At 42.3% G+C, this 21844-nt stretch carries 19 protein-coding genes and 1 tRNA gene; 7 read left to right on the forward strand and 13 right to left on the reverse strand.

The annotated features are described in order from the left end of the window. Window positions 1–84: 84 nt before the first annotated feature. The 3 genes from HWQ44_RS08840 to HWQ44_RS08850 all read right to left on the reverse strand — a co-directional run bounded on the left by HWQ44_RS08840 (window position 85) and on the right by HWQ44_RS08850 (window position 4703). Window positions 85–2787 (reverse strand): type I secretion system permease/ATPase, encoded by a 2703-nt coding sequence (locus HWQ44_RS08840; RefSeq protein ID WP_292717657.1) that lies wholly within the window; start codon window positions 2785–2787, stop codon window positions 85–87. Further along, a complete protein-coding gene (locus HWQ44_RS08845) occupies window positions 2736–3518 on the reverse strand; it encodes a peptidylprolyl isomerase (protein ID WP_292717659.1) in 783 nt (260 codons plus the stop codon). Before HWQ44_RS08845 ends, HWQ44_RS08840 begins: the two co-directional genes overlap by 52 nt. A gap of 387 nt (window positions 3519–3905) precedes the next feature. Further along, window positions 3906–4703, reverse strand: a complete 798-nt coding sequence (locus tag HWQ44_RS08850) for a TIGR00297 family protein (protein WP_292717661.1) — start codon at window positions 4701–4703, stop codon at window positions 3906–3908. A gap of 606 nt (window positions 4704–5309) precedes the next feature. On the opposite strand from HWQ44_RS08850, the gene HWQ44_RS08855 reads away from it, so the two are divergent. Then, a complete protein-coding gene (locus tag HWQ44_RS08855) occupies window positions 5310–5741 on the forward strand; it encodes a VOC family protein (RefSeq protein WP_292717663.1) in 432 nt (143 codons plus the stop codon). A 55-nt stretch (window positions 5742–5796) separates the two neighbouring features. On the opposite strand, the gene HWQ44_RS08860 is transcribed toward HWQ44_RS08855, so the two are convergent. Beyond that, on the reverse strand, window positions 5797–6432 hold the full coding sequence (locus HWQ44_RS08860) for a triacylglycerol lipase (RefSeq protein ID WP_292717665.1): 636 nt from the start codon (window positions 6430–6432) through the stop codon (window positions 5797–5799). Between the two features lie 513 nt (window positions 6433–6945). Between HWQ44_RS08860 and HWQ44_RS08865 the strand changes: the two genes are divergently transcribed. Beyond that, window positions 6946–7509: a hypothetical protein gene (locus HWQ44_RS08865; RefSeq protein ID WP_292717666.1), complete on the forward strand. Its 564-nt coding sequence runs from the start codon at window positions 6946–6948 to the stop codon at window positions 7507–7509. Window positions 7510–7543: 34 nt separating this feature from the next. Here HWQ44_RS08865 and HWQ44_RS08870 read toward each other — a convergent pair whose 3' ends face one another. From HWQ44_RS08870 to HWQ44_RS08890, 5 genes are all read right to left on the reverse strand, one after another. Further along, entirely contained in the window at window positions 7544–9862 is a 2319-nt protein-coding gene (locus tag HWQ44_RS08870; RefSeq protein ID WP_292717668.1) for a VIT domain-containing protein, read from the reverse strand. 61 nt (window positions 9863–9923) lie between these two features. After that, window positions 9924–10988 (reverse strand): tetratricopeptide repeat protein, encoded by a 1065-nt coding sequence (locus HWQ44_RS08875; protein ID WP_292717670.1) that lies wholly within the window; start codon window positions 10986–10988, stop codon window positions 9924–9926. A 68-nt stretch (window positions 10989–11056) separates the two neighbouring features. Beyond that, window positions 11057–11764 carry a 16S rRNA (uracil(1498)-N(3))-methyltransferase gene (locus tag HWQ44_RS08880; protein ID WP_292717671.1) on the reverse strand — a complete coding sequence of 236 codons (708 nt, stop codon included), beginning with the start codon at window positions 11762–11764 and terminating at the stop codon, window positions 11057–11059. 88 nt (window positions 11765–11852) lie between these two features. Then, complete coding sequence (gene sir / locus HWQ44_RS08885) at window positions 11853–13769, reverse strand: sulfite reductase, ferredoxin dependent (protein WP_292717673.1); 1917 nt, start codon at window positions 13767–13769, stop codon at window positions 11853–11855. A 238-nt stretch (window positions 13770–14007) separates the two neighbouring features. Next, a complete protein-coding gene (locus tag HWQ44_RS08890; protein WP_292717675.1) occupies window positions 14008–14547 on the reverse strand; it encodes a hypothetical protein in 540 nt (179 codons plus the stop codon). A 394-nt stretch (window positions 14548–14941) separates the two neighbouring features. On the opposite strand from HWQ44_RS08890, the gene HWQ44_RS08895 reads away from it, so the two are divergent. Continuing rightward, window positions 14942–15883 carry an ADP-ribosylglycohydrolase family protein gene (locus tag HWQ44_RS08895; RefSeq protein ID WP_292717677.1) on the forward strand — a complete coding sequence of 314 codons (942 nt, stop codon included), beginning with the start codon at window positions 14942–14944 and terminating at the stop codon, window positions 15881–15883. Between the two features lie 87 nt (window positions 15884–15970). Further along, entirely contained in the window at window positions 15971–16912 is a 942-nt protein-coding gene (locus HWQ44_RS08900) for an ADP-ribosylglycohydrolase family protein (protein WP_292717679.1), read from the forward strand. A 42-nt stretch (window positions 16913–16954) separates the two neighbouring features. Here HWQ44_RS08900 and cutA read toward each other — a convergent pair whose 3' ends face one another. The 4 genes from cutA to HWQ44_RS08920 all read right to left on the reverse strand — a co-directional run bounded on the left by cutA (window position 16955) and on the right by HWQ44_RS08920 (window position 19967). Beyond that, window positions 16955–17287 carry a divalent-cation tolerance protein CutA gene (gene cutA, locus HWQ44_RS08905; protein ID WP_292717680.1) on the reverse strand — a complete coding sequence of 111 codons (333 nt, stop codon included), beginning with the start codon at window positions 17285–17287 and terminating at the stop codon, window positions 16955–16957. A gap of 5 nt (window positions 17288–17292) precedes the next feature. Further along, window positions 17293–18294 (reverse strand): transposase, encoded by a 1002-nt coding sequence (locus tag HWQ44_RS08910; RefSeq protein WP_292717682.1) that lies wholly within the window; start codon window positions 18292–18294, stop codon window positions 17293–17295. 21 nt (window positions 18295–18315) lie between these two features. Further along, entirely contained in the window at window positions 18316–19167 is an 852-nt protein-coding gene (locus tag HWQ44_RS08915) for a hypothetical protein (protein ID WP_292717684.1), read from the reverse strand. 140 nt (window positions 19168–19307) lie between these two features. After that, window positions 19308–19967 (reverse strand): Npun_F0813 family protein, encoded by a 660-nt coding sequence (locus tag HWQ44_RS08920; protein WP_292717686.1) that lies wholly within the window; start codon window positions 19965–19967, stop codon window positions 19308–19310. Window positions 19968–20325: 358 nt separating this feature from the next. Here HWQ44_RS08920 and HWQ44_RS08925 point away from each other — a divergent pair. The 3 genes from HWQ44_RS08925 to HWQ44_RS08935 all read left to right on the forward strand — a co-directional run bounded on the left by HWQ44_RS08925 (window position 20326) and on the right by HWQ44_RS08935 (window position 21761). After that, window positions 20326–20398: transfer RNA gene (locus tag HWQ44_RS08925), tRNA-Arg, on the forward strand. Window positions 20399–20470: 72 nt separating this feature from the next. Then, a complete protein-coding gene (locus HWQ44_RS08930; protein ID WP_292717688.1) occupies window positions 20471–21148 on the forward strand; it encodes a group I intron-associated PD-(D/E)XK endonuclease in 678 nt (225 codons plus the stop codon). Between the two features lie 214 nt (window positions 21149–21362). After that, window positions 21363–21761, forward strand: coding sequence for a hypothetical protein (locus HWQ44_RS08935; protein WP_292717690.1), 399 nt, complete (start codon window positions 21363–21365; stop codon window positions 21759–21761). Window positions 21762–21844 lie beyond the last annotated feature (83 nt).

Consider the following 21844-nt stretch of genomic DNA (forward strand, 5'->3'; position numbering starts at 1 on the left):
CTCCATTCGCCAAAAACTATCCTTAAGCTGCTTTTCAGACGTTGATCTTTTATATAGCTACAAGCTTTGAGCTAGTTAAATCTACTATATATTTGCTTGCTGGCGTTGATATAGTGACCAATACAAACCTTTTTGTTGCAACAACTCTGAGTGAGTACCACGTTCGGCAATCACGCCTTGCTCTAACACCAAAATCAAATCAGCACGTTTGAGGGGGGCAAAGCGGTGAGCAATCAGGAACACAGTACGGTTTGCGGAAATTTTTTGCAGGTTTTGCAGCACTTGTTGTTCAGTTTCACTATCCAAAGCGCTGGTAGCTTCATCCAAAACTAAAATCGGTGCTTGGGAAAGAAATAGTCTTGCGAGGGCAATACGTTGTCTTTGTCCGCCAGATAAAGCGGTACCGCGTTCACCAACATTGGTTTCGTAACCGTACGGTAATTGACTGATGAAGTCGTGGGCTACTGCTAATCTTGCTGCCTCTACTACTTGCTCTGCGGTAATGTCAGGAGTACCGAGAGTGATATTTTCCAAAATCGAACCGTTGAATAAAAAGTCTTCTTGAAGAACTACACTAACTTGTTGCCGCAGTGAGGCTAAATCGGCACTTTTTATATCAAAACCATCAATAAGGATGCGTCCTGATTCAATTTGATAGAGGCGTTGCAATAGCTTAGACAAAGTACTTTTACCAGAACCGCTGCGTCCGACAATGCCAACAAATTGCCCTGGTTCGGCATTGAAAGAGATTCCCCGCAGAATTGCTTCAAAGTTTGGCCGGTAGCGGAAAAATACTTGCTCGAAGGTGACTTGTCCTTTCAGTGGTGGTAAAACTAGACCAGTTCCCAGTTCAGCTTCTGGGGAGACGTTGAGAATATCACCAATGCGATCTACAGAAAGTAGCACTTGTTGAAGGTTTTGCCACAACTGTACTAAGCGCAAAAGCGGGCCTGTGACTCTACCAGACAACATTTGAAATGCAACAAGCTGTCCGATTGTGAGCTTTTGTTCGATGACTAACTTCGCGCCAAACCAGAGAATCAGCATGGTGGATAAATTGGTGAGAAAGTCACCAAGGTTGCTGCTGATATTGGAGGTAGTAGAGGCTTTAAAACCTGTGCGAATGAAGCGGGCAAATAAGCCTTCCCAGCGATCGCGGGCTACTGGTTCGGCTGCATGGGCTTTAACGGAGTGAATTCCGGTGATTGTCTCGACTAAAAACGATTGACTATCGGCACTCCGGTTAAAAGTTTCGTTGAGCCAGTTACGCAGAATTGGTGTTGCAACTATCGTCAATGTGGCAAATAGCGGCAGTACTGCTAAGGCGACAAAGGTGAGTGGGACGTTATAGTAAAACATCAATGCCAGGTACACCACAGCAAAGATGCTATCTAGAATTACAGTTAATGCTGTACCTGTGAGAAACTGACGAATTTGTTCGAGTTCCTGGACTCGTGCGATTGTGTCTCCAACGCGCCGCGACTCAAAATAAGCCAAAGGCAGACGCATCAGGTGGCGAAATAGCTGTGCTGATAAACTTAAATCCAGACGACGAGCTGTATGGGTAAAAATGAATAGGCGCAGAATGCCCAGTATGGACTCAAATATGGCTACGCATAAAAGTGCGATCGCCATGACATCAAGAGTCGGCAAACTCCCTTGCACCATCACTTTATCAATGACGACTTGCGTAATTAGCGGTGTTGTTAACCCCAAAAGCTGCAAGGTAAAAGATGCTAACAATACTTCTGTGAGCAATCCCTTATACTTCCAAACTGCTGGGGTAAACCAACTGAGGTTAAATTTTTCTTGCTGGGATATGAGTTCTACTTGCCACAATCGTCCATCCCAAGACGCCTCAACTATTGACTGCGGCAAGCTTTCACAAGTTCGTTCGGGATTTAGAGGGTTAGCGATAATTAAGCGATCGCCTTTAACTCCATAAGCTACCACCCAGGAAGGACTCTGGGGTGAGTCAGAATTCCACAGCAATAAAGCTGGAAATGACAACTGTCGCAACTCACTCCAACTCACTTGTAACCGCCGCAACACTAACCCTAACTTTTCTGCTGCTTCCACAACCTGTTTTGGGCGTTGTCCTCTGAGTTGGCGCTGCACCCATTCTAGTTGCACAGAATTTTCTAACTGTTGCGCCACCATTGTTAAACAGGCAGCAGCAGTGTTCCAGCTAGCAACAAACGGATAATTTGAGATGATTAGATTGGCGGCTGGGAGTCCTCTTTGGGGCTGGAGGCTGTGGGGGCTGGAAGTCCCTTCTGAGGCTGGCGCTAGTGAAGGAGTGGAAGAGAAGGAAAATGTCTCCCTTTCTCCTTGCATGTCCACTGGTAACACTTGCCAGAACTCCCGAATTTGTGGGTGAGAAAATTCTGCCCACAGCGCTGTTTCCCAACACACTACTACCACTTCTTTACTAGCGGCTACAGCTTTAAAATCCGCAGACAGCTTTTGAAAGTCACCAAACCAATCCCCCACATCTAGGGCGGCTATTGGTTTGCCAACCCCTTCTTCTCGTAAGCGGACTTTCCCAGCCACAATTAAGAATTGATAACCGCCGACATCGTTTGACCAGATTTTTTCTCCTAGACGATACTGACGGGTTTGGCACTCATTTTCCAATCGGGATTGTTGTTCAGGAGTCAGCCAGCATAGTGGTGGTTGATTCCAAGGCAAAGAAGCTAGCACTTTTAATCGTAAAGATTCATTTTCCAGAATTTTTAACTCACTTGTAACTTGACTGTCAGTTTTTGAATTTTCTCTGCTAGCCATTTCTCAAACAACTCATTTTGTAGTGCTTGCTTTAGTTGAGTATCTTCTAAAGACGCTGGCAGAAATTGTTCTACTCGAAACAAACCATAAGGTCCTTCTCCCTGGGGAGAGTCTTTGCCAACGATTTCTATTGGTCCTACCAATTGTCCAGGACTGGCCACATCAATAGCTGCCCGTAATATATCCGGCATACTGCCTCGGCTGACGATTCCCATCATGCCGTTCACAATTCGGTCATCTGAAAGGGAATACTCTTTAGCTAGTTGCTCAAAACTACCTCCTTCTTCAATTTGGGTATGGAGTTCGTCTGCCAATTCTCGATTATCAACAACAATCCGCGAAAGTACTACCCGATCTAAAAAAAGCTTGCGCTCAATAAAATATTCTTGGAGTTTTGTTTCCGTCACTACAGCTTTCAGTTTTTCTAACTTGTAACCAAAAGTAACTGATGTGTGAAAGGTTGCGTAATCTGTGTTATTTGTCTTTAACCATTCTTGAAAATTTTGGGGATCAGTCAGTTGATTTTTCAGCCTAAAGTCAATAATTGACTGTTCAGTTATTGCGGTGCCAATTTCAATATCGTCTCGGGTTCGGATTTCTGCCTCAATTACGTACTGCCGGAGAATATCCCCAATGAACTGTCCCAATTTTCCAGAGGCTTGCAGGTATTTTACTGCTTCCTCAATAGAAATTATTTGGTCATTAATTGTCAAAAATGATAAAGATTCCATGAACTAATTATGTGAAAATGGTTAAACACTTATAGGACTTTTAAATTAAATCATATAGAAATCATCTGGTCGTTGATGGATAAAAATGATAAAGATTCCATGAACTAATTACATCTAAATAGTCAAAAAATTATATAGCTAGTAAACAATATAATTTCACCCAATCACTTTTACAGCCTAGCGGGGACAAAACAGGATTGAAAATATCAGCAGTAGCGCAGTAGTCAGGTAGATTGCTTATTTTCTCCCAATGCCCTTCAGGAGTGCTGAGTGGGGAATCTAACTTCTTTACTCGGAACTGGGAACGGGCTAAACCCTAGCTATCCGCTAACGAAATTGTTTTGCTCAATGCCCCACTTAAATGAGTAATTGTTTATTCTCGTCAGTCTACTTAATGAAACTTATCCATGTCCAAGCAAGTAGCACAGCTGCGATCGCACCGATTAATGTATTAAAAATATTTACCACTTCATTGGTCAGCCAGGTATACTTAGATTGCAGTGTTGCCCCAATTACACTTTCTAAGTTAGTGGCAATAAATGCTGCCACTACACACCAAGCAACTCCTAATAGATCAATTAAACCAACTCCCCAACCCACAAATGCGATCGCTACAGAAGCTACGATACCAGCTAAAGTTCCCTCCAAGCTTACCGCCCCTTCTGTACCCCGTGGCACTGGTTGGAGTGTGGTAATCAAAAAGGTGCTTTTACCATAAGCTTTACCAACTTCACTAGCAGTGGTGTCAGCCAGCTTGGTACTGAAACTCGCTACATAGGCTAACAATAATAGGGACTGGGGATTGGGGATTAGGAATTGGGGACTAGGGACAATAAATCCCGAATTGATCATCCCTACTCCCAAAGCACACAACGCTCCAGTCAAGGCCGAACCCCAAACATTTTCTGGGCCTCTTGCCCCAGAACGCTTTTCGGCAATTCCTTCTGCCTCTTTCTGCGCCATACCGATGCGGGTAACGCCAGAACCAACCAAAAAATAGAACATTACTACTGCATATCCTTGCCAGCCTAGAGTTACCCAAATTAAGATGGACAGGAACCAGGCGTGGAATAATCCAGCAGGGGTAAGTAGCTTTTTCGGAGCAATCCAAGCTAAACCCAATAAAATTGTGTTTAATACTACTGCTACTAACCAGGGATTTACAGAATCAATTAAGGATGACATCAGCAATTAATTATGAGTAATTTTGTCTGAATATCAACAGAATAACGAATTTGTCATGCTTAGTGCTTAATTTCTGAAACCTCTCTAGATCAAGTAATATGTTTGTATTATTAACTGAATCGCGTAGGCATCACCCTGAAAGCTGAGTGTAAAACTACAAACAATCTCTTAGATATACACTGCAATATTGGCTAAAGAACGTGGATTAAACAAAATGCAAAACTTCTATTGAGTTGGGTGGACTCTTCGAGTGCGTAACGCACCCAAAGCACTTTATTATGGTGCTTTAAGTTCTCAACACACCCGATGAAAGTTGTAAGTTATTAAATCTACGTTCCTAAAAACCTGCCTATGCAAACCTAAATTAGTATAACTACACAAGCCAAAGTAGTTACCTAAAGAATTAAGTGTAAATTATGTAGACAGAAGGCAAAGTCCGTAGCCGCATGGTACAACGGCTGAAGTGTTACTCAGTCCCCAATCTTAGTTATAAGGATAAAGAATATAAGTTAATGTCAATAAAAACTGTGTTCAAGTTAACCACAATCAAAATTTAACAGCATAAATTATAGATAGTATCAACTACTAGTCTTTTCCACACAAGCTATGAGCCAAACTTTATTTCATCTGGCTTTTCCTGTGACTGATATTTCCCAAACAAAAGCGTATTACGTAGATGGCTTGGGCTGCATTCCTGGTCGTGAAAACCACCATGCCCTGATTCTCAACCTCTACGGTCATCAACTAGTGGCTCACGTCACTAAAGAACTCTTGACACCGCAACCCACTATCTATCCCAGACACTTTGGGCTAATTTTTACCCAAGAACATGACTGGCAAGACTTACTAGAAAGGGCACAACAACAACAGTTACTTTTTCGCGAAGAAACCAAAAATCGCTTTGTTGGTTCTCCTCTTGAGCATCGCACTTTCTTTTTAGAAGATCCTTTTTATAATCTCATGGAGTTCAAGTATTATCGTCACCCAGAGGCGATTTTTGGGAGTTACGAACATACACAAATTGGGGATAGGACTTAAGAATTAAGACTTAAAAATTAAAAATAAAGAAATGCAAGTGTAATAAGCATCCTGGCTACTGACTGGATTTTTCCTTCAGCAAGGGTAGTTTAATAGGCTTTGCTAAAGCTGCTGTGACTACTGCTAAACTCCTGGAGTCTGTCAGCATCCAAGGATGTAGAGTAACTGGTACTATTACTTGGCTTCCTATCGGCATTTGTGAACTATTTGCTGGGACAATCATTAAATCATAAGGTGTCCAGATAGACGTAAAATCTAGCTGCCCCAATATTACAGCATCAGAATTTAAATCCTTGAGAAAAATGCTGTCAGGGCGCATTTGTAGGCAACCAAGACGGCGGGAAGCATAAGCAACAACAGTTCCATAATGGGGTGAAGAGATGGTAAGAAACCGCTGCACGCGGCTAATTCCTCCCAATCGCTGGACATAGTAACGGCTGACAATTCCTCCCATGCTGAAGCCGATTAAATCTAGGCGTTGTTCTGGTGCAAAGGTAGCTGTAACATAATCGGCTACTTGTTTTGCCAATTCATCAAGACCCATATCACCATTATTAGGAACAAGATTCAGGCTATACACAGACCAACCCTGTTGTATAAGGTATGGCCTCATTTTATGAAAAACTGCCTCTGTGTCGTCAATGCCGTGTATTAACAAAACAGGATTGCGTTGTTGATTTTCAATGTTCATTTACAAAATCTGGCTGAATTAACGGGTGTATTTCACTTTTGTAGGTACATACTGCTCTACAAACTGAAGCTATTGCTTTTCGGATTCTTTAAAAGATATTTTTGCAAAACAGAAATGCTTCCAAAAATAGTTTGTATAAAATTTAACTAATTAATCTCGCCATCTGCCAATAGGCTATGACACTCCTTGCACTGGTTGAGAGTAAGCTGCTTGCTTAACTTCAATTGGGTATTTACCAAACAAAGAAATGTTAATTCTTGTAAAGCTTGCTTTCAGAATCTTGCTCTTAGCTACAGTAAAATTTAATAATTAGTTCTCGGTATGTACAGGTTGCAAATGCTTGCAATAGAACATTTGCCCTGTGGTTTTACTACAATGTTAATTAAGCACAAACCTATAAGGGTTGTCACCAAAACGGCGTGACACCAAGTAGAAAATGTAACATTTTGTCGTAATTTTTAACAATTACGGTCGAGTTCAAAATATAAAAGGTAAAAGGCAGGAGTAATTGTAATGGATTTTATCAAAAAGTTAATTTCGGGTATTCAGGGTTTCCTTGGCGGTATTTTGGGTTTCATTACCGGACTGTTACCAGGGAAGAACAAAAGCAACGGCTACTTCTTAGAATTGGACGAAGCTAAAGATGCTGCCAAAGATGCTGCTAAAGAGGTAGCATCGAATGCAAAGAAAGTAGCAGAGACAGTTACATCCACAGTTGCATCGAATGCTAAGAAAGTAGCAGAGACAATTACATCAGAAGCACCAACTCCATCTAAGCCAGATTCATTGAACGGAACAAAAACTGCCGCGGCTAAGACTAAGGATAAGGAAAAATCAGCTAAAAATCCCAAACCAGCCGATGTTCAACTAGTCCAGACTGCTGAAGGTCTGAAAGTTGAACCGGGCAAAAAAGCAAAAGCCGCAGCAGCCAAAGTACTCAAAGAGCAGCCTACTGAAACAACCTTTGCACCAAAATATCTTGCTCCTTCGACTACTAGTTCTAATGGTCGTCGTCGTCCAGGAGCTAATATGAGTGCTTATCTAGATATGGCACGTCAGATTAAAACACCTAAATAATTCATAGAGACCGTAAAATTACGGTCTCTAGAGATTAAACGTGAAGATGCAAGGTTAAGATAACTTTGCCAGTTGTAGATGGGGAAACTCTCCAAAGTAGGAGCGATCGCTTAATTTTCTCCACTACAACTGGATCTTTTAAGGTGGAGGTTTCTTCATCCAAAACTACCCTTTCTACCCGACCTTTCTTGACGGTGAACTCAAAGACGATTTCACCACTGAAGCCTGAAGGAAAGTTTAGTTGCTGAAGGTGTCGGGTTAGATCAGCAATTTCTGTATTATCCAAGCCAGTGATGCTGATGACCTCTAACTGATGGTTGATAGCTGCGTCTAATATTTCATCTTGTTCCATCTCCTCTAAATCAAAGCTCAAAGATATCTCCACTTCTTTGGGTACTGGAGATTGTGGCGATCGCTTTTGCCGAAGAAAATCTGGAGCTTCTGCTGAAGCTGGCGCTGATAACTTTGAGAATTTCATTTGAGGCGCAAAACCACCAGCCGGAGCATTACCAAACACTCCTTGGTAACTAACTGCTTCAGGCATTTCCACTGGTACCTGCATAGACAGATATTCGTTTCCTGGTTCAACTCGCACGTCATCGCTGACAGCCACAAAAGCGGTGTATTGAGAAAGCAGTTGATAAGTTAAGGCTGTTTCTGTAACCGCTTCCACATCAGCTTTAGTTTCAAAACTCACCATTTGATTCATCAAATCTTTGATGCAAGCACGTCCCCATAACTGCGCTACAGCAAGATTTCCTGTTTCCTCAAATTTGAGGTTAAACGTTTTTTCATAGTGCTTATCGCCCGCAGCAATGCCGGAAATTTGCAGATTTCCGCTAACTCTATCCTGTTTGCGACCAAATAAAACTAATGGTTGTTCGCAAAATAAATCAGGCGCTATGGCTGGGTAAATCACAGGCGATTCTGTGTCACCTTGCCAAGAAATTTGAATATTTGTGAGTACAGGATTGTTAATTTGCCTGTAAAACTTTTCGGCAACCTCTTCCGTGGGTTCATCATGACGAATAATTCTAGATATTCCCCGGCCAATTTCGGCGATGCGATTCAGTAAAAAACGGTTAACTGAACTACCAGCACCGAAACTATAAAGGCGATTTGCTGGTTGGAGGTGCTGTTGTACTTCTGCTAAAATCTCATTTTCGTTGCCGATATAGCCATCAGTTAGAAGTACAACGCTGCGTAATCTTCCGACTGGTGTGGGGAAATTTATGGCTGTACGAATGCCACTGAGCATTTCTGTGCTGCCATCAGCTTGTAAATTGTTAATGTAAGCGATCGCTTTGGTACGATTTTCTAATGTATTCGGCAGAGGTGTTGGCGATAACTGCCTAACTCTATCGGAAAAATCGATAATTGTGAAAGTATCGTTGGGATTCAAACCATTGATAAATCGCCGCATCAATTCCTGACACTTTTGCAACGGATCGCCAGATTGGGAACCAGAAGTATCCACCAAAAATACGACATCTTTGGGGACAATCTCATCAGTGGAATATTCCAAAGCTGGAATCAGGTATATTGCAAAATGTCCGCCGCGATCGTCGGTTTGGCTTAATACTGTGGATTGAGTTTCTTTACCAGAAACTTGATAGCGGAGAATTAAATCTTTGTTGGGAATTGTATCTTCTCCAGCTAATTGAATCCGCACAATTTGACCTGAGTGTTCAATTTTTAATTGATGGGAAGGAGAACGCACTTCGGAAATTGGCAAACCCGCATCAATTTCGACTGTGACATTAATATTGTGACGCGAGCGCGTTCCTTCTGAGACTACAGGCGGTGTGATGCGAGAAGCATCAGGAACTTGGTCTGTATCACCACTAGCATCTATCGGCGTTCCCGGAATATATCTTGGCCCCACCACCATCGGGAAAACAAATTCATAGTTTCCCGCCTCAAATTTTAAACTTTCGGTGTAACGAATTGTGACATCAATTTGTTCGCCAGGTTTGATGTTAGCCAGAGATTGCGTGAAAATGTTGTCTCGTTCCTGTTCTAGAAGTCCGGCGGTGCGTCCTTCTTGTTTTGCCTTTTCGTAGATGGCTACAGCTTCTTCACGTTTTTTAATATTACCTTTGATGATGCGATCGCCTATTTTGATTTCCATGTCATCAACGGCCGCCTCATCGGGTAACGGAAAAATATAGACTGCTTCTAAAGGCTGTGTGAAGGGATTTTCAAAGCTTTGGATGACATCAACTCGTGATAAATTACCGGCAATTTTTGCTAGAACTTCTGTATACTTGAGTGGAAAAACTAGTTGTTCTCCTTGAGGGGATTGAACGTACAAACCGCCTAACTTTAGATTTTTAGCACTTACTGTATTCATAGAAAACTCCTATTTGATTTGTCAACTTACTTCTTAAAGTTTACGAATTACAAATTACGAATTATTTAACAAACACCAGTCCACTATACAAATGAAAAGCTGAATCCCAATTAGTCTGTTCCCTACGAAACAGCTCGATGTGAGACTTGATATGACTCAACATTTCTGTTTGATCTAATGTTGTATCTGCAAAAGACGTGAAATCTGACCAGATTTTGACTTGAGGTAGTTGCTGGTCAATCCAACTTGATAAACTATTCCAATTAATTCTGATTGTATTTTGGTTAGCTTGAGGAATGATTTCTAAACCTTGCTGAAATTCATAGCCGTTATCATAAAGTCGGAGAATGGAACGTCTACCAGATATGTGTAAATCACAAAACTGAGCATAGTCTTGTGTTTGAGTTTTCCATTCCAGTTTCCGGCGGGCATCAACATCTACAACTTGTTCAAAAATGGGCAAAAGTCCTACTACTCTTGCTGTGACTTCTGACCAGTCAAAAGTGAGAGAACCAAGTTGATTTACCTCGTTTCGGCAAACAACAGTAGCTTGTGGGGTAGATGCTTGAAAATGTTTGACTTGATAAACTTGAATTTGCTGAATTTGCGCTATCGTTGCCCAAAAGCAAGGAATACCAGCCTGCTGTAGCTGTTTGCCATAAAATTTTAGTTCTCCTATTTGGCCAGTGCGGTACAACCTCCAGCCACGACTTGGCAGTATTAATCGTGCAGTGTAGGGGTCTAGCTGCATAATCTGGGCAAATTTTCGAGACGCTTCTGTTTTTATCTCGGTACTGAGTGGCTCTAAGACTAGTACGCCAAGTTCAATGTCACTTGCTTGGGCCGTTGCTTGAGAAATAGCTCTTTGTCTTTCTTCTAGTTCCATTTCTTGTAGCCGTCGCAAACCTTGGCGTGCGAGCGTTACTATTTTGGCATTCCTTGTATCTCGCAGCAGTTGTCGATAAATTTTTTCTGCATCTTGGTGCTTTTCAGATACTTCATTTAGCCGAGCGAGATAATATTGCACCCAAGGATTTTCGGGTGATTCTTTTTGCAGCTGTTTGAGTAATTTAGCAGCTGTTTGATAGTCTTTATGCTCAAAGGCGATCGCAACTTGCTCAATCATCACTTACTTTAAATACACGTTGGAGTGATGTCTCGCGCAAAAGTAATTTTGCGTGAGCTATAAATCATTTATACTTCACAAGTTGCGGTAATCAAGGATAATGCTACTACTGGGGCTGTAACTGCTCTCAGGATGCGCCGACCAAGGGAAACAGGTTGAAATCCGGCTGACTTCGCATTTTCAATTTCTTGTGTTGTCCATCCCCCTTCTGGCCCAGTAGCAATGACAATCTCCTCAGAAATGCTACTCAGCACCTTGCTTAAATGGGGATACTCTCCACGAGCCTCACAAATGTAACGGTGACTTGTCTGATTCGCGGTGACGGCAGTATTAAAAGCAACAGGTTCTAAAATTGTCGGCACAAAAGAGCGCTCTGATTGTTCAGCGGCTTCCGCAGCGATGCGCCGCCAGCGTTCGAGCTTTTGAGGACTAGGATGAAGTAAAGTGCGATCGCTCAACACGGGTACAATACAAGCTACTCCCAATTCTGTACAACACCGTACCACTTCATCAAATCCATTGCCTTTGGGCAACGCCACCATCAGCGTAATTGATACAGGTAATTCAGTTTCTACTAAAAGTGGTTCTAAAACCTGTGCTTGTTCTCCTGTTAACTGCGCTAACCACCATTTTCCCTTACCATCCATTGCAATAAAGCGATCGCCTTCATGCAAGCGCAACACACGCCTCAAATAATGCTGTTGTTCTTTGGTGAGTAAAATTTGCCCTTGTTGCAGTTGGGAGGGTGCGATCGCAATTCTTTGCAGTTGAGACATGGGATTTGGAAATTTCAAGAATATCAAATCAAAGATGGACACAGATAAGTCCATCTGTGTCCATTCACGGTTTAATTATCTATTCGGCTTACGAAAGATTCTGGAAGTAAACCTCTAGCGCTTCAGTCACCAACTGAGTCATCGGCTTACCTTGGCTTTCTGCTACTTCCTTCAACTTACTATAAACCTCTTCTTTCAAATTGACCCGATGGCGCGATTTGTTTGCACCATTAGCTGTTTGCGGTTCGTAGCTAGCAGCAAATTCGCGGATGGCATCAAAACCAACGCGATCGCAAAAATCACCAAAGCTTTCCTTTGATTTCCGAGATTTCTTAAAGTAAACAAAAATCGGTTCTAAGAAGCTTTCTAGGTCATTATGGTGCAGCTTTTCTATATAAGGTTGTGCCAATCGAGTCTGATTTGGTGAACCCCCTAACCATAATTGGTAAGATTCTGGAGCGCTACCGACAAAAGCCAATTCTGCCAAGTAAGGACGAGCGCAGCCATTGGGGCATCCTGTCATCCTTACCACAAAATGTTCTTTTTGTAAACCTAGTTTATCCAACAGAGTGCGAATGCGCTCCAAAATACCCGGTATTGCCCGTTCTGATTCCGTGATTGCCAAGCCGCAAGTGGGTAAAGCCGGACAAGCCATTGCATACCGCACTAAAGGTTCGATTTTACTGGGTTCATCTCCCACACCGTGACGGCTGAGAATGTCTTGAATAGCTTCCTTGCTATCTGGTTCGATATCGTAAAAAATCACGTTTTGGTTCGATGTCAGGCGGATGGGTAAGTTGAACTGTTCGACAATTTCCCGCAAAGCGGTTTTCAGTTGAAACGAACCTTCATCCTTGACTCGACCATTGTCAATGGAAATTCCTAAGAATAGCTTGCCATCACCTTGTTCATTCCAGCCGAGGAAGTCGTGATATTTAAACTCTGGTAGTGGTTTGAAGGCTTCAATTGCTTTACCAAAATATTCTTCAACTTGGGTGCGGAATTTATCTACGCCCCAATCGTGGATTAAATATTTTAATCTGGCATGACGACGATCGGTGCGATCGCCATAATCTCTCTGAGTAGCAACAATCGCTTTCACTACGTTATAAACGTCATCTTTCGCCACATAACCGATGGGGTCTGCTAACCTAGCGAAAGTTTCTTCTTTACCGTGGGTTCTACCTAAACCACCACCAGCAAAAATATTAAATCCTTCTAACTGTTTCTTTTTATTGGTAATTACTACCAACGTCAGGTCTTGGGAATACAAATCCACCGAATTATCCCCTGGCACTGTCACGCAAATTTTGAACTTGCGGGGCATATAGTGCGTGCCATAAATTGGTTCTTCGTTGTCATGGATAATTGTGCCATTCCCATTGCGCTGTCGTGCTGCCTTCACCTCTGGGTCTTCTTCAGCACTAATTGCTTTTTCGCCATCTAACCAAATTTCATAATAAGCGCCTGTTTGCGCTGATAGCAAGTCAGCAATATTCTGGGCATATTCCCAAGCATACTGATACTCTGGACGATTCTTAAAGGGGGCTGGTGGTGCCATCACATTGCGGTTGATGTCACCGCAAGCTCCCAAAGTCGAACCCAGATTATTGACAATGGTAGCAATTGCTGATTTAAGATTCTTCTTTAAAATACCGTGCAGTTGGAAACCTTGACGGGTAGTTGCTCGTAACGTGTGGTTGCCATACTCATCAGCTATTTTATCTAAAGCCAGATACAGCTGCGGCGGTACTAAACCACCCGGATTTTTTGTCCGCAGCATAAACTGGTAATCTTTTTCCTGTCCCTTGGTGCGGTTGTCACGGTTATCCTGCTGGTAAGAACCGTGAAACTTCAAAAGCTGTACCGCATTTTCAGTAAAATGGGTAGTGTCTTGAAGGATCTCAGTTGCTACAGGTTCACGCAAAAAATTACTATTTTCCTTGATTCCTTCTACTTTGGAAGGCTTACGGCTAGCGATGGGGGAAGGAGCAGATTTAACCATTAGACTTGTATAGTATTCTCAATAAAGCATTAGTAGACGCCGAATCAGCACCCTTCGACTACTTTATCCCCGGTAATCCGGCCGGAATAATGAGGAATATTTTAATTTTACCACGGCAAAAGCTGGCTTTGTCAGTGATGTAATACTTAGCAAAACCAGCTTTTGGGAGTAGTGAGTTTTTAGTGCTGAGTCCTGAGTACTAAGTAAAGTATAAACTGACTGAGGACTCAATAATCTTTTATTTGAAGCGATAACCAATACCACCATTGATGCTAACAGCAGAAGCATCGCTATTTTGGTAAGCACCAAGTCCTACTTTGGCATTAGTGTAGACGAGGAAGTTATTAGCAACTTCTGATTCAACGCCAGCACCTACAACTACAGAATCTCTATTACCTATGGGAGTTGGTGAGCCATCTCTTTCTACAAAAGAATAACCACCAGTTAAATAGGCGTTAGTTCTATTAGCGATAGGCACATCCACAGAAAGTTCTGGGATTATGGCACTTGTCTTATCACTCCAGAGGACATTACCGCGTGCAGAAAACGGCGTATTTCCTAATTTTGCGCGACCTGTAACATTACCACCAAATGTAGCATCATCGTTGATACCTTGTCCGCCGCTGGTAACACCAGCTGCAACACCAGCACCAACATAACTAGCATCAGTACCCTTTTTGGTTTCAGCAGAAGCTTGACCAGCTGATAAAACAAAAGGAGCAAATATTAAAGAAGACAATGCAGAAAATGTCACGAAAGACTTGAGTAAGCGCTTCATAATTTTGACCAAATTTTGTATTTTTTACTTGTATATTCCAGGTCGAAAATGAACTGATAATGTTCCAAGTGATTCTTAAATTTTATTAAATGAATGTTGCTATTGATGCCTAATGTTTGCAGGCTAAGTACCCCTGAAAATCATAAATAAACTGTTATAATTACATTCAATGTCTGTTCGTGCGGGTTCTTTGTTCCAAAAATAGACGCTTTTAAAACTGGCACAATATTTGGAACTAAAACTGAGTCAGTATCTGGTAAATAAAATACCCGATTAATAATTTTTTGCCGAGCTTTTCACAGATGATGAAAAAGTAGGCTGTAGCATCTGTTGCAACAAGCTATAGAGGGAATCTATAAAGTTAATTTTGAGCAATTCTTGTGGAGATTGAATAATGCTAACCGCTGCAAAAACGTTGTCTGGTTTGATGGGTTTATGTGTCGGTGATGCGTTGGGTGTGCCAGTGGAGTTTACTAGCCGCGCTGAACGAGTAAAATCTCCAGTGACAACGATGTTGGGTTATGGCACATGGAATCAACCACCAGGAACTTGGTCAGATGACAGTTCCTTAAGCTTTTGCTTGGCGGAATGTCTTTGTAGGGGGTATTCCTTGGATGCTATAGCCAATTCCTTCTGGCGCTGGTACAAGGAGGCTTACTGGACTCCTCGTGGCGATGTCTTTGATATTGGTCAAACAACCCACACAGCGATTATGCGCCTGAAGCAGGGAGTTGTTCCCCATCAGGCGGGTGGTAAGGTTGAAAATAGTAACGGCAATGGTTCGTTGATGAGAATCTTGCCGATGGCTTATTGTCACAGAAGCTTCACTTTAGGCGAATTGCTGGCGCGGGTGCATGATGTTTCGGCGATTACCCATGCTCATGCGCGATCGCAAATGGCTTGTGGCATTTATATTAGTATTGCAGTGGCGCTCTTGGAAGGGGCTGACCTTAAAACAGCTTATCTACAAGCATTACAAGACATCCAAACAATTTATTCTGTTAGGGAATTTTTGTTAGAGAAGCCGCATTTTGGCAGAGTTTTCAGTGGTGAGATTGCCAAGATACCAGTAGAAGAGATTAATTCTGGTGGCTATGTGATTGATACCTTAGAATCATCCCTATGGTGTTTGTTAAATAGCTCGTCTTATTCTGAGGCGGTACTGAAAGCTGTCAACTTAGGTGGAGATACTGATACTACTGCTGCCGTCACTGGTGGATTAGCAGGAATTTACTACGGGGTGGAAAATATTCCCAAACAATGGATGAACCAAATTGCTCGTAGACAAGACATTATTTACTTGGCAGAGCGTTTTGCAAGGGCTGTTTACAGCTAGTTTGGAATTATAAATTATCCCAAGCGTTTGATCAGCGGCTTTTCGCAAGTAAAATCAGTGGTAGAAAAGTTTCATCCTGGTTGAACAATGCTAACCGATGCAAAAACGTTGTCTGGTTTGATGGGTTTATGTGTTGGTGATGCGTTGGGTGTGCCAGTGGAGTTCACCAGCCGCGCTGAACGAGTAAAATCTCCAGTCACATCAATGCTGGGTTATGGAACTTGGGATGTTCCTGCTGGTACGTGGTCAGATGACAGCTCGCTGACCTTTTGCTTGGCAGAATGTCTTTGTGAGGGATTTTCACTGGATGCGATTGCTAATTCCTTCTGGCGCTGGTATCACGAAAGTTACTGGACTGCTCAAGGCGAAGTATTTGATATCGGTAACACCACATTTTTAGCAATTGTTAACTGGAAAGAAGGAACTCCACCCTTGAAAGCAGGAGGTAGTAGTGAAAATAGTAATGGCAATGGTTCTTTGATGAGAATCTTGCCAATGGCTTATTGTCACAAAAATTTAACTCTGGATGAATTGATTGCACGGGTACATCAAGTTTCTTCCATTACCCACGCTCATCTCCGTTCGCAAATGGCCTGTGGCATTTATATTAGTATTGCAGTGGCGCTCTTGGAAGGGGCTGACCTGCAAACAGCTTATCTACAAGGATTGCAACATATCCAAACAATTTATTCTGTGCGGGAGTTTTTGTTAGAGAAGCCGCATTTTGGCAGAGTTTTCAGTGGTGAGATTGCCAAGTTACCTGTAGAAGAGATTAATTCTGGTGGCTATGTGATTGATACCTTGGAGTCATCCCTGTGGTGTTTATTAAATAGCTCGTCTTATTCTGAGGCGGTACTAAAAGCTGTTAACTTAGGCGGAGATACCGATACTACCGCTGCCGTCACCGGTGGGTTAGCGGGAATTTACTACGGGGTGGAAAATATTCCTCAAAAATGGATGAACCAAATTGCTCGTAAGCAGGACATTATTAACTTGGCAACTCGTTTTGAAGCAGCTGCTTACGCTTAGAGTTATTAGTTGAGAGTAAAGAGTGAGGAGTTATGAAAATCTTCACTCTTTACTTTTAACTTGCTGAGAAATCCACTGCAAGTAGGCTTGAGAACCGACAACAATTGGTAAAGCAATAATTTCTGGCACTTCATAGGAGTGCAGTTCCTTAATTTTGGCCTCCATTGCTGGAAATTGCGCCAAATCAGTTTTAATCAGTAATTGCCATTCTTGCTCTTTATGCAGTTCCCCTTGCCAGGTATAAATTGAGTGGATTGGTAACAGACTCACACAAGCAGCGAGTTTAGCTTTCACAAGAGCATTTGCAATTGCTTCTGCCTCCTGTATGTTGCCAGCTGTCACCAATACCACACCATAGCCGACAGGTATCTCCATGACCTCTAAACCGTCGTAGACAAGGAATAGACCTGACCATCAATTAGCAATCGTGTGATGCCCTTAGCTTGCAAATGAGTCCGAGCCTTATGGAGCATTTTACTATCAGGAACTTTAATCACGCGATCGCGCTTCGTAGAAAAACGCTTGGCGACACGATGGTTATCAAACACCGGCAGAGTTCTTTGCTGGGTTTCCAGGCTGGGTATTTGCCCCAAGTCACCAAAATCCTTCAGAGGTCGGGTAATTAATTCTGAGGAACGGTCAATGACCAAATAGCAAGTTTTGGGCAAATTGGCTATCGACAGAGGTAAAACTTGAACTGATGCTTCACCTGGTCTTCGTTTTGTAACTAAAGGTCTTTGCTCATCCAGGTCATCGTCATCAAAGTCTTCTTCCTCAAAGTCATCATCTTCTAAATCATCATCTTCTAAATCATCCAAATCCTCCGATTCGTCGAGCAAATCATCGCCCAGCATGTGCGCGATGACAGCCGCTCCTGGATGTTCATTCTTGAGCGGTGGGATGGGAATGCTGACTATTTCCGGCAGCTTTGGCTCTGGAGTTTCTAATTTCTCTGTGACTCGGAGCTTGGGTTTTTCCGACGCCGAGGGGCGTCGCCGCACTCGTCTACTAGCGGCGATTGACTCCGCCGTTTCCTCTGAGAAAAGTTCCTGCTCTACATGAATTACCCGACGTGGTAGTGGCTCAACCTTTGGCAACTCCAAGGGTTGGCTTTCGCTGGGTGGAACTTCTATCTCCGGCTCTGGTTGACTTAGCAGCGGTAACTGCTCATAGTTTACCTGTGCCCTTCCCTCAGGAGTTCTCGCAGCCCGCTTTAAAGAGACCAAGTATTCATACTCATCCTCTGGCAAAGTGCTTTTTAGCAGGCGACTAATTGTCGAGTTACTCACACCATAGCGGTCTGCCAAAGTTGAGGTTGTTTCGGCAGTCTCTCGATATAACTTCAGAATTTCTTGCTTGTCAGAGTCTGTTAATTTTCTCACGGTAGATACCAAAAATCCTTACTAAGCTCGTTTCCGTCCGCTGGTACGCCGCGTTCGTCTTAGTGATGCGTCATATTCTAAGACAGCGCCCATGCCAAATAGCACTCCACTAAACACCCAAAACACTTCTAATATCTCCCCACTTTGATAACTGGGGCCTTGGGCGTATTTAAACCACATATCTGCAATGTAAAGCGAAAAGGCCGCCGCCGCAATCATTCGCCAAGACTGGGAAACTCTTCCCCCCCAAAAGGCTAGTAGTAGAGTGGTAGCAATAATTAACAAAACCACATCGCTAACTACGTAAAACCAATTCAAAATAGCGACTAGCAGTTCTGAGGGTGTTTCCTGTTGCATAGAAATCCACCATGCCAACAAACTACCGAATACTGCAATTGCTAACACAATTAGCCACTGCCATTTTTCCAGATTGATTCGCCTGGAAGCCACAGCTAAAATCATGCCTGCGCCAAGTAATAGATAAGTCAGTACAAAGAATATATCGCCTAAAGACACATCTGGTTCATCTTTTAAAACTATTTCGGTATAGCCGAAAATTATCCCCCCAACGAAATAGGAAAGCATACCTAAACCAATTAAGAGCCAAACATTCCGGCCACTGACGATTTGCGGACTCAGCCAGTTCCTCAAGCATAAGATACTGGCACCCAAATAAGCTAAAGCTTCAAAAATATTTGTGCCAATCACATACCACTCGGCCCGGCTTTCTATGCCATCGGCTCCGGGAACTTTGGCACTAAATAACAAAAAGTATAGCAGTGCCAGTACGGCCCAGCCAATATTAGCTAAGACAATGTTCTGAGTGGTAAAAATTGATTTAGAAAGGAACGAATTCTCGTAAGAGTTATTCATAGGGCTTGACTATGTAGATGCACTCTGGCAATATTTTGAGTTAAAGGACTGTATATCTAGTAGTGTGTCTGCCAACTGACACACAATCAGACACCAAAAGCAAGTGCCAGCGGCAGGAATTTTGTGAAAAAGTTTCCATGCTACTGCCATAGTTTACCCAGTTGCGATTGATTTAGCCAATTGATAAACAGCGATCGCTCGGCTTCTGGCATATCTTCTAGCTTATAAATCACTTGTTTGGTAAAATTAGCATTGCCAAAATAAGCCTTTCCTAATCGATGCAGTTCTTGTAACAAAATAACTACATGATTTTCTTGCCAATCAGGTATTTTGGCTGCCGACAAAGGATTAGTAGATACCAAATATTTAACTGCTTCTAGGGAAGATGCTTGAGGAAATTGCTTTTGCTGTAATACTTCTGCAATATCTTTTTCAAATAATGCAGCTTGCCTAGCACCCAAAAACTCTTCAATGTCGATAGAAACACCCTGCAACAGCAAAATACTGGCTTGGATTAAAATTGCCGTTTTGCCATGACCACCTGTGTCACTATCCAGCTGCTCTAAACGGATTTTACCCCAGACGCTAAAGCGTTCGGGTTCCTCCAGCAAAACACAGGCTTTACCCCGGTTATCCGTTAATTCTCTCCATAAGGCTCTAGCTTCTTCCTCTTGACTAGCTTTGAAGACACTAATCAAGCGAAAAGTCTGCCCTTGATAACTGAGAATCGGCACCTGCTGATCCTTTTTTGGGTGCTGAATGCTTGATATTTCAACATCCTGCCGTTTGAGAATAAACATGGCACTAGCAAATAACTCCTCACAGGGGCACTCTTAATATCGAATATATAATGGCATTTGGCAGCATCGCCAAGGCTGAAATTACCTAGCATACTGTGGAAATGAGCCTAGCGATCGCCAGATCCTTCCCGAAGGTAGCCGCCCAGAGGACGTTAGCGCTAACGGGCAAATAACCCCTTGACAACACAATATATCTAAACCAATATCCCATCTGTTTCGTTTTCGGTGTAGATTGCACTAACTAGCGACTAGCATCTTAGCCTTGCTAGTAGTAAATCTGCAATTTTTGATTGCTTCTTGGTAGGTGGAGACGATATAATAGTGTAGGTGACTCCTTCAGGAGCCATTAATTTATGTTGGGCGCGTAGCTCAGTGGATAGAGCCACGGATTTCTAATCCGTTGGTCGCAGGTTCGAACCCTGCCGCGCTCGTTTTAACTTAATACGAACCCTAAAGAAGCCTTTTCATGGTAATTTACTAAATAGGCTTGAGAGTTCATATAAATGCACCACACAAAAGATAAGGGCGATCTAGCAGCTGCTAAAGTGATAGCAGATTTAGTCGAGAAAGAATATTCGGTTTTTGTACCAGTAGTAACTGAACACGCATCCTTTGATTTGATTGCCTACAAAGATGGCAAATGTTACAGAATTCAAGCTAAATACAGTTGTGATGGCACACTGAAAAATAAAAGCAATTGGGCAGACAAGAATGGTTGTCATGAGAAAAAGTACAAATCTGATGACTTTGATTTCTATGGTCTTTATTTGCCAGATATAAACAAAGTAGTGTATCCATCAATCAAGTTTGGCGGTTGCGGTATCAGGACAACGCCACCTAAATCACCCAATCCTTTTTACTGGTGGGAGGATTTTACAGACTTTACTGAAGTAGCACTTAAGCGAACCTACAAGGAGTTTGGCGTTGACTTAACAACTAGAAAGGTTAACCCAGATTCTAGAATTCACACTAGAAAAGTTGAAAGACCATCAAAAGAAGAACTAGAAAAACTAGTTTGGGAAAAGCCAACCGCACAAATTGGCAGAGATTTTGGTGTGTCTGACAAAGCTGTAGAGAAGTGGTGTAAGGCTTATGGGTTAGAAAAGCCACCCAGAGGGTATTGGGTTAAGAAAGCTTATGGAAAAGTAGAAAGACAGTTAACAATCCATGACGAAGATTGAAACTTATTGAGTCTGCTCAAAAAAACTAAATCAATGAAAACTTTTTTATATACATCAGATATTCCATCTAATCGGAGTGAGGTTTTAGACTCCCTTAAGGGACTTGCGATACTGAATTTGACTAGATATAAGTTGGGAGCCACCTGATAGGGCGGTTCTGGAATACGGTATTGAAGCAAAAGAAGTTTTTTCACTGACAGCTGGCTGTCTTATCATGAGCTTTGACTCAGGGCTAGTTATTGGATATCGAAGTCAACCATCAAAAAACTCAGTTACTATCTGGGTTGAGAAAAACGAGGCTGCTGAAACAAGTGAAGAACTAGCTGAAGAAGATAACGAGCTTTATCCAGTAGATGCAAGAGATGCAGTATACAGTAATAATTTTTGGGCTAGGTTTGTAGGGCAACGTATATCAAATATAACTATTTTAAAAAGAAGCTACAACAGCGCACTATACGCAGATATTGCAAATGAAATTGGATTACTGTTTGAGGTAGAAGATGGGAGTAGATTTATCGCTTCTCACGGATTACATGACGATTCGGATGACTTTTCGGTAATTAAGGAATCACAGATTGATAATGAAATTCGTAATCAGATCCAAGGACTTTAGAGGAGAGAGTGAAAATAAGGGCGTTGTTGAATAGTAGGATAAATGTCTCTGTGGCTTATACTGAGCCTACAAAATCATAGCCA

This window comes from Nostoc sp. JL34, assembly GCF_017114945.1.
Lineage (GTDB): Bacteria > Cyanobacteriota > Cyanobacteriia > Cyanobacteriales > Nostocaceae > Nostoc.